This window comes from Photobacterium lucens, from assembly GCF_009873615.1.
Classification (GTDB): domain Bacteria; phylum Pseudomonadota; class Gammaproteobacteria; order Enterobacterales; family Vibrionaceae; genus Photobacterium; species Photobacterium lucens.
This window is the reverse complement of sequence record NZ_SSMG01000290.1, coordinates 1-1,661: the sequence shown is the minus strand read 5'-3', so window position 1 is coordinate 1,661 and position 1,661 is coordinate 1. Positions and strand designations below refer to the sequence as shown.

The 1,661-nt window shown below is 36.2% G+C and carries 2 protein-coding genes; both read left to right on the top strand.

Going from position 1 to position 1,661, the window contains the following annotated elements; translation table 11 throughout:
• The first annotated feature begins 90 nt into the window (after positions 1–90).
• Positions 91–966 carry an RNA polymerase sigma factor RpoS gene (rpoS, locus tag E5A76_RS12635; RefSeq protein WP_161119142.1) on the top strand — a complete coding sequence of 292 codons (876 nt, stop codon included), beginning with the start codon at positions 91–93 and terminating at the stop codon, positions 964–966.
• A gap of 102 nt (positions 967–1,068) precedes the next feature.
• The gene (locus E5A76_RS12630) at positions 1,069–1,614 is read left to right on the top strand and encodes a DUF1439 domain-containing protein (RefSeq protein ID WP_107165775.1); all 546 of its coding nucleotides are present in this window, start codon (positions 1,069–1,071) and stop codon (positions 1,612–1,614) included.
• Positions 1,615–1,661: the final 47 nt, after the last annotated feature.

Here is a 1,661-nt window from a genome sequence, read left to right as displayed (position 1 = left end):
GTATATGATATTCCTTTATGGTAATGTGACCTCCGTTGCTTATGGAAATTTATAAAAAAGTAATCGTAAAAGGCATACCGAGGACGTTATATGGATGTTTACAAGAAAGAAGATCAGCTTTCACAGGGTGGAGATATTGTTCATTTATACCTAAAGGATATAGCGGAGAAAGATCTACTAAGCAAAGAGGATGAAATTCTTTATAGCCGAAAAAGTTTAGCTGGTGATAAAAATAGCAAAAAAGTGTTAATTGAAAGTAATTTAAGACTAGTTGTTAGCATTGCTAAAAAATATCGCGGCAGCACGATACATATTAGCGATTTAATTGATGAGGGTAATATTGGACTTATTACTGCAGTCGAAAAATTCGATCCTGAGAAAGGCTTTCGATTCTCAACTTATGCTACGTGGTGGATAAAACAAACGATTGAGCGTGCTATCCATAACCAAGGCAGAACCATTCGTCTACCTGTGCATGTTTCAAAAGAAATTAATACTATTGTTAGAGCACACAAACAGTTGGTTAAGAAAAATAATCAAGAACCAAGTGCTGAACAAGTTGCTGATGTTTTAAATAAATCGCTGGATGATGTATCGACAACCCTTTCGTATGACACCCCTATTATCTCTTACGATCAAACAGTGAATGGAGAAACCAATGCACAATCAATGGCCGCATTGATTGCTGATGAAACTATAGCCAAGCCAGATCAACATGTTGATGATTTAGCCATTGAAAAAATCACTACTAATGTGCTCAATTGCTTGAATAAACGCGATAAAGAAATTATCTGTCGCCGCTTTGGCTTGTTGGGCTACGAAGCACAAACTCTGCAAGAAGTAGCTGAAGAAGTTGGCTTAACACGTGAACGTATTCGTCAATTGCAAGTCACCTCACTATCAAAGCTTAAAAATTCACTAACTAGAGATAATTACGACTTATCAGTTTTGTTTGCTAACGGTTAAGTTTTTCATTTGTTTCAAGAAGCACGTAGGTTTACGTGCTTCTTTTGTTTATCATGAGCTATAAGTAATAGAATCATTATTCACTTGCTATTAAGGATTTATATGCGTTTTAGAGCTCTGATCATCGCAAGCTGTGCATTTATTTTTGCAGGCTGTAGTAGTTACGGTGTCACTGAAAGTGAAATGCAAAACTACATCAATAAAGAAACAAATGTTGAACGTTCCGTTGGGATTCAAGGTATCGCCTACGCCACTGGTCGTTTAGATAAAGTCAAAGTAGGTATCGGTCGTGTCGCTGATAATCGTGTAAACGTTGACGCTACTGCAACAGCAAAGTTAGAGTTAGCCGGTCAAGCACCACAAGATATTGTTTTGAATGCTAACTTTAGTGCTATTCCTTATTATAATCCTGATGAAGGTGCGATTTACTTACGCAGCTTAAATATTGAATCACTGAATATTAAACCAGAAAGATTCAATAATATGCTAACTAAACCAGTGGTTACACCTTTTGTCTCCATCATCGGTCAAGTGCTATCGACTCAACCTGTTTATAAACTTGACGAGTCAGAAATGAAGCAAGCGTTGCTTAAATCTACTAAGCCTGATCTCATTATTAAGAATCACCAACTTGTACTTGATTGGTAGTTTTTAAGTACTTCACCATATAAAGTTATAGTGCATTAGTTATTATA

Excerpts from the sequence above, each read along its gene's own strand:
- rpoS (WP_161119142.1), top strand. The coding sequence starts at position 91 with ATGGATGTTTACAAGAAAGAAGATCAGCTTTCACAGGGTGGAGATATT.
- E5A76_RS12630 (WP_107165775.1), top strand. The coding sequence starts at position 1,069 with ATGCGTTTTAGAGCTCTGATCATCGCAAGCTGTGCATTTATTTTTGCA.